Annotated in this window: 6 protein-coding genes; all 6 read right to left on the reverse strand. The window is 69.5% G+C overall.

The features are described 5' to 3' along the window. Window positions 1-48 precede the first annotated feature (48 nt). A complete protein-coding gene (gene atpD / locus FNQ90_RS10290) occupies window positions 49-1,488 on the reverse strand; it encodes a F0F1 ATP synthase subunit beta (protein WP_143620413.1) in 1,440 nt (479 codons plus the stop codon). A 3-nt stretch (window positions 1,489-1,491) separates the two neighbouring features. After that, entirely contained in the window at window positions 1,492-2,421 is a 930-nt protein-coding gene (locus tag FNQ90_RS10295; RefSeq protein WP_182606095.1) for a F0F1 ATP synthase subunit gamma, read from the reverse strand. Window positions 2,422-2,423: 2 nt separating this feature from the next. Continuing rightward, the gene (gene atpA / locus FNQ90_RS10300; protein ID WP_143620409.1) at window positions 2,424-3,995 is read right to left on the reverse strand and encodes a F0F1 ATP synthase subunit alpha; all 1,572 of its coding nucleotides are present in this window, start codon (window positions 3,993-3,995) and stop codon (window positions 2,424-2,426) included. 129 nt (window positions 3,996-4,124) lie between these two features. Then, on the reverse strand, window positions 4,125-4,949 hold the full coding sequence (locus FNQ90_RS10305) for a F0F1 ATP synthase subunit delta (RefSeq protein ID WP_143620417.1): 825 nt from the start codon (window positions 4,947-4,949) through the stop codon (window positions 4,125-4,127). Window positions 4,950-4,954: 5 nt separating this feature from the next. Beyond that, on the reverse strand, window positions 4,955-5,500 hold the full coding sequence (locus FNQ90_RS10310; RefSeq protein ID WP_173019561.1) for a F0F1 ATP synthase subunit B: 546 nt from the start codon (window positions 5,498-5,500) through the stop codon (window positions 4,955-4,957). Between the two features lie 41 nt (window positions 5,501-5,541). After that, the gene (gene atpE / locus FNQ90_RS10315) at window positions 5,542-5,775 is read right to left on the reverse strand and encodes an ATP synthase F0 subunit C (RefSeq protein ID WP_143620415.1); all 234 of its coding nucleotides are present in this window, start codon (window positions 5,773-5,775) and stop codon (window positions 5,542-5,544) included. Window positions 5,776-5,857 lie beyond the last annotated feature (82 nt).

Consider the following 5,857-nt stretch of genomic DNA (forward strand, 5'->3'; position numbering starts at 1 on the left):
GGGGCGGACCGTCCGGTCCGCCCCCGCCCGTTCGCCCGGGGGCCGGCGTCAGGAGACGCCGAGCTCCTTGGCCTTGGCCTTGAGGTCGTCCAGGCCACCGCACATGAAGAACGCCTGCTCGGGGAAGTGGTCGTACTCGCCGTCGGCGATCGCGTTGAACGCGGTGATCGACTCGTCGAGCGAGACGTCCGAGCCGTCCATACCGGTGAACTGCTTCGCCGCGTGGGTGTTCTGCGACAGGAAGCGCTCGATCCGGCGGGCGCGGTGGACGGTGAGCTTGTCCTCCTCGCCCAGCTCGTCGATACCGAGGATGGCGATGATGTCCTGGAGGTCCTTGTACTTCTGCAGGATCCCCTTGACGCGGGTCGCGCAGTCGTAGTGCTCCTGGGTGATGAAGCGCGGGTCCAGGATCCGGGAGGTGGAGTCCAGCGGGTCCACCGCCGGGTAGATGCCCTTCTCCGAGATCGGACGCGAGAGCACCGTGGTGGCGTCCAGGTGGGCGAAGGTGGTCGCCGGCGCCGGGTCGGTCAGGTCGTCCGCGGGGACGTAGATCGCCTGCATGGAGGTGATCGAGTGACCGCGGGTCGAGGTGATCCGCTCCTGGAGCTGACCCATCTCGTCCGCCAGGTTCGGCTGGTAACCCACCGCGGAGGGCATGCGGCCCAGCAGGGTGGAGACCTCGGAGCCGGCCTGGGTGAAGCGGAAGATGTTGTCGATGAAGAACAGCACGTCCTGCTTCTGCACATCGCGGAAGTACTCCGCCATGGTCAGACCGGCCAGGGCGACGCGCAGCCGGGTCCCCGGCGGCTCGTCCATCTGGCCGAAGACGAGGGCGGTCTGCGGGAGCACGCCCGAGTCCGCCATCTCCTCGATCAGGTCGTTGCCCTCACGGGTGCGCTCGCCCACGCCCGCGAAGACCGACACACCCTCGTGCAGCTTCGCCACACGCATGATCATTTCCTGGATGAGGACGGTCTTGCCCACACCCGCGCCGCCGAAGAGGCCGATCTTGCCGCCCTTGACGTAGGGCGTCAGCAGGTCGACGACCTTCAGGCCGGTCTCGAACATCTCGGTCTTGGACTCGAGCTGGTCGAAGTCGGGGGCCTTGCGGTGGATCGGCCAGCGCTCGGTGACCTCGGACTCGGCCTCGGGCTCGTTGAGGATGTGCCCCAGGGTGTTGAACACCCGGCCCTTGGTGACGTCGCCGACCGGCACGGTGATGCCGGCGCCGGTGTCGGTCACCGGGGCCTGGCGGACCAGGCCGTCGGTGGGCTCCATGGCGATGGAGCGGACCAGGCCCTCACCGAGGTGCTGGGCGACCTCGAGGGTCAGGACCTTGGTGGCACCCGGCTTCGCCGGGTCCATCACGTCGACCTTGAGGGCGTTGTAGATGTCGGGCATCGCGTCGACGGGGAACTCCACGTCGACGACCGGGCCGATGACCCGCGCGACGCGGCCCGTCGCCGTCGTCTCAGCAGTAGTGGTCATGAGTTACCTGTCACTCCCCGCGGTCGCGTCGGCCAGAGCGCTGGCACCGCCGACGATCTCGCTGATTTCCTGGGTGATGTCGGCCTGGCGGGCCGCGTTGGCAAGCCGCGTGAGCGACTTGATGAGTTCTTCCGCGTTGTCGGTGGCCGACTTCATGGCCCGCCGCCGGGCGGCGTGCTCGGAGGCCGCCGCCTGGAGCAGGGCGTTGTAGACCCGGCTCTCCACGTAGCGCGGCAGGAGCGCGTCCAGCACCTGTTCGGGGCTCGGCTCGAAGTCGTACAGCGGGCGCGCCTCGTTGCCCCTGACGAACACCTCCGCGGAAGCCTCCGCGGTGTGCTCGAAGGCCAACGGCAGCATCCGCCGGTCCACCGGGGTCTGCGTCATCATCGAGACGAACTCGGTGAAGACGATGTGCAGCTCGTCCACGCCGCCTTCGGCCGTCGACTTCTCGATCGAGGCGATCAGCGGCTCGGCCACGGCCTTGGCGTCGGCGTAGGTCGGGCTGTCGGTGAAGCCCGTCCACGACTGCTGCACCGAACGCTCGCGGAAGGCGTAGTAGGACACGCCCTTGCGACCGACGATGTAGCTGTCGACCTGCTTGCCCTCGGAGACCAGCCGGGCGGTGAGGCTCTCGGCGGCCTTGATGGCGTTGCTGGAGTAACCGCCGGCCAGGCCGCGGTCGCTGGTGACCAGCAGGACCGCGGCGCGCACCGGACGCTCGACCTCGGTGGTGAGCGGGTGCTTCACCTCGGAGGTCTGGGCGACCGCCGTGACGGCGGCCGTCAGCTCGTCGGCGTACGGAGTGGAGGCCGCCACCTTGCGCTGGGCCTTGATGATGCGCGAGGCGGCGATCATCTCCATCGCCTTGGTGATCTTCTTGGTCGCAGTGACGGATTTGATCCGCCGCTTGTAGACCCGGATCTGGGCTCCCATGCTCAGCCCTCGCCCAGGAGCTTGCCGTCCGCGGTCTCGAACTGCTGCTTGAACGCGTTCACCGCGACACCGATGGCGGCGACGGTGTCCTTGGACATCTTCCCGCCCTCACGGATGGAGGTCATCAGGTCCTTCTTCTCGCGGCCGAGCCAGTCCAGCAGCTCGCGCTCGAAGCGGCGGATCTCGGTGACCGGGATGTCGTCCATCAGACCGTTGGTGCCGGCCCAGACGGAGACCACCTGGTTCTCGGTGGGGAAGGGGTTGTACTGCTCCTGCTTGAGCAGTTCCACCATCCGCTTGCCGCGCTCCAGGGCCGCCTTGGAGGCCGCGTCCAGGTCGGAACCGAAGGCGGCGAACGCCTCCAGCTCGCGGTACTGGGCGAGGTCCACGCGCAGCGAACCGGTGATCTGCTTCATCGCCGGGTGCTGGGCGGAGCCACCCACACGGGAGACGGAGATACCGACGTTCAGCGCCGGGCGGACGCCCGAGTTGAACAGGTCCGACTCCAGGAAGCACTGACCGTCGGTGATGGAGATCACGTTGGTCGGGATGAACGCGGAGACGTCGTTGGCCTTGGTCTCGACGATCGGCAGACCGGTCATGGAACCGGAGCCCATCTCGTCGGAGAGCTTGGCGCAGCGCTCCAGCAGCCGGGAGTGCAGGTAGAAGACGTCGCCCGGGTAGGCCTCGCGGCCCGGCGGACGGCGCAGCAGCAGGGAGACGGCGCGGTAGGCGTCGGCCTGCTTGGACAGGTCGTCGAAGATGATCAGGACGTGCTTGCCCTGGTACATCCAGTGCTGGCCGATGGCCGAGCCGGTGTAGGGGGCCAGGTACTTGAAGCCGGCCGGGTCGGAGGCGGGAGCGGCGACGATCGTCGTGTACTCCAGCGCGCCGTTCTCCTCCAGCGCGGCCCGCACCGAGGCGATGGTGGAGCCCTTCTGGCCGATGGCGACGTAGATGCAGCGCACCTGCTTGTTCACGTCACCGGAGCGCCAGTTGTCGCGCTGGTTGATGATCGTGTCGACCGCGAGGGCGGTCTTGCCGGTCTGCCGGTCACCGATGATCAGCTGGCGCTGACCGCGGCCGATCGGGGTCATGGTGTCGACGGCCTTGTAGCCGGTCTCCATCGGCTCGTGGACCGACTTGCGGGCCATGACGCCGGGGGCCTGCAGTTCGAGGGCGCGGCGGCCCTCGGTCTCGATCTCGCCGAGGCCGTCGACCGGGTTGCCCAGCGGGTCCACGACGCGGCCGAGGTAGCCGTCGCCGACCGACACCGAGAGGACCTCACCGGTGCGGCGCACCGGCTGACCCTCCTCGATGCCGTTGAACTCGCCGAGGACGATCGCGCCGATCTCGCGCTCCTCGAGGTTGAGGGCGAGGCCGAGCGTGCCGTCCTGGAAGGTCAGCAGCTCGTTCGCCATCGCCGAGGGCAGCCCCTCGACCTTCGCGATGCCGTCGCCGGCAACGCTGACCGTCCCGACCTCTTCCCGCGAGGCCGCGTCCGGCGTGTACGACTGGACGAACGACTCCAGTGCGTCCCGGATCTCATCCGGCCGGATCGTGAGCTCCGCCATCTGGGTTCCCTGCTCTCCTTGTTGGGACCGTAAGTTCTTCGTACGGCCCAACTCGGGCCGCTGAATATGCTTCTTGAGTTGGTGTGCGTCGCCGCCGGGGCGGGACGGGGTCGGGGCGTTCTCGGCGACTCAGTCGCCCATGCGCCGGGAGACCTCGTCCAGTCGCTGCGCGATGGTGCCCTGGATGACCTCGTCGCCGACCCGCACCGAGATCCCGCCGAGGACCGTCGGGTCCACGTCGAGGTTCAGCTGGATCGCGCGGCCGTAGAGCCTGCCCAGGGCCTCGCCCAGGCGTCGCCGCTGGGTGTCGGTGAGGGGCACCGCGCTGGTGACGACCGCCACCGACCGGTTGCGCCGCTCGGCCGCGATCCGGGACAGGGACTCCAGGCCCCCCTCCAGGCTACGACCCCGCGGGTGCTGCACCAGGCGCAGCACCAGGCGCTCGGTCGCCGGACGGGTCCGGCCGCCCAGCAGGCGACGGATGAGCAGCGCCCGCGCCTCGCGACGGTCCTGCGATCCCTCGCCGGCGGCGAGGGCCGCGCGCAAGTCCGGGGAGGAGGCGACGATCCGGGAGAACCGGAACAGCTCGTCCTCCACCGCGTCCAGGGTGCCGTCGCGCTCGGCGGAGATCAGCTCGGCGGTGTCCGCCAGCTCCTCCAGCGCGTCGACCAGGTCGCGGGGGGCGGACCAGCGGGAGCGGACCATCCCGGAGACCAGGTCGACGGTCTCCCCGCCGACCTGCCCGGTGAGGAGGCGGCCGACCAGGCCGGCCTTGGCCTCACCGGGCTGGGACGGGTCGGTGAGCGCGCGACGCAGACCGATCTCCCGGTCCAGCAGCGCGGTGACCGAGGCCAGCTCGTCGGAGAGCACCGTGGTGTTCACCGACGTGCTGCCGGCCAGCACGCTCAGTCGCTCCCGGGCCGACGCCAGCGCCTCGCGGCTGGCCGATCCGATCGCCCTCATCGGGCCGCCTCGGCGGTGTCGGCGCGTCCCTCGAGCTCGTCGAGGAAGCGGTCGATGACACGGCTCTGGCGGGCGTGGTCCTCGAGGGACTCGCCGACCAGACGCCCGGCCAGGTCGGTGGCGAGCCGACCGATGTCCTGGCGCAGGGTCTCGGTGGCCTGCCGGCGGTCGGCCTCGATCTGGGCGTGACCGGCGGCGATGATCTCCTCGCGCTGCCGCTGACCCTCCTCGCGCATCTCGGCGATGAGCGCCGCGCCCTGCTCCTGCGCCTCCTGGCGCAGACGGGCGGCCTCGTGACGGGCCTCCGCCAGCTGGGTGCGGTACTCCTCGAGGGTCTGTCGGGCCTCGGCCTGCGTGGCCTCCGCCTTCTCGATCCCACCCTCGATCGCCTCCCGCCGCTCGTCCAGCGCGCGGTTGATGATGGGGAGCAGCTTGAAGTGGAAGGCCGAGTAGACGACGCCGATCGCGAACAGACCGATGAAGATCTCGGGCCAGACGGGCAGCAGAGGGCTCTGCGGCTCGTCGGCGGCCAGCTGAATCAGCATGGTGGACCTTTCGTCGATGTCGGCTTCGGAAAAGTCCGTCAGTAGATGAACGGAACGACGAAGCCGATCAGGGCCAGGGCCTCGACGAGCGCGAAGCCGAGCAGCATGTTCTGACGGATGAGACCGGCCGCCTCGGGCTGGCGGGCGATGGCCTGGACACCGTTACCGAAGATGTAACCGATGCCGATACCGGCACCGATCACGCCGAGGCCGTAGCCGACGGTGCCGATGTTGCCCTCAATGGCGGCAAGGGTCTCGAAAGCAGCGGACATGTCCGTGGTTCCTTCTCTCGGTGGGCCGGTGGGGGTGTGTCCACCGGACGTCTGCGGTGCGGGGCCCGGGCCGGGCCCCCGG

The organism is Streptomyces alkaliphilus (assembly GCF_014141535.1).
GTDB classification, from domain to species: Bacteria; Actinomycetota; Actinomycetes; order Streptomycetales; family Streptomycetaceae; genus Streptomyces; species Streptomyces alkaliphilus.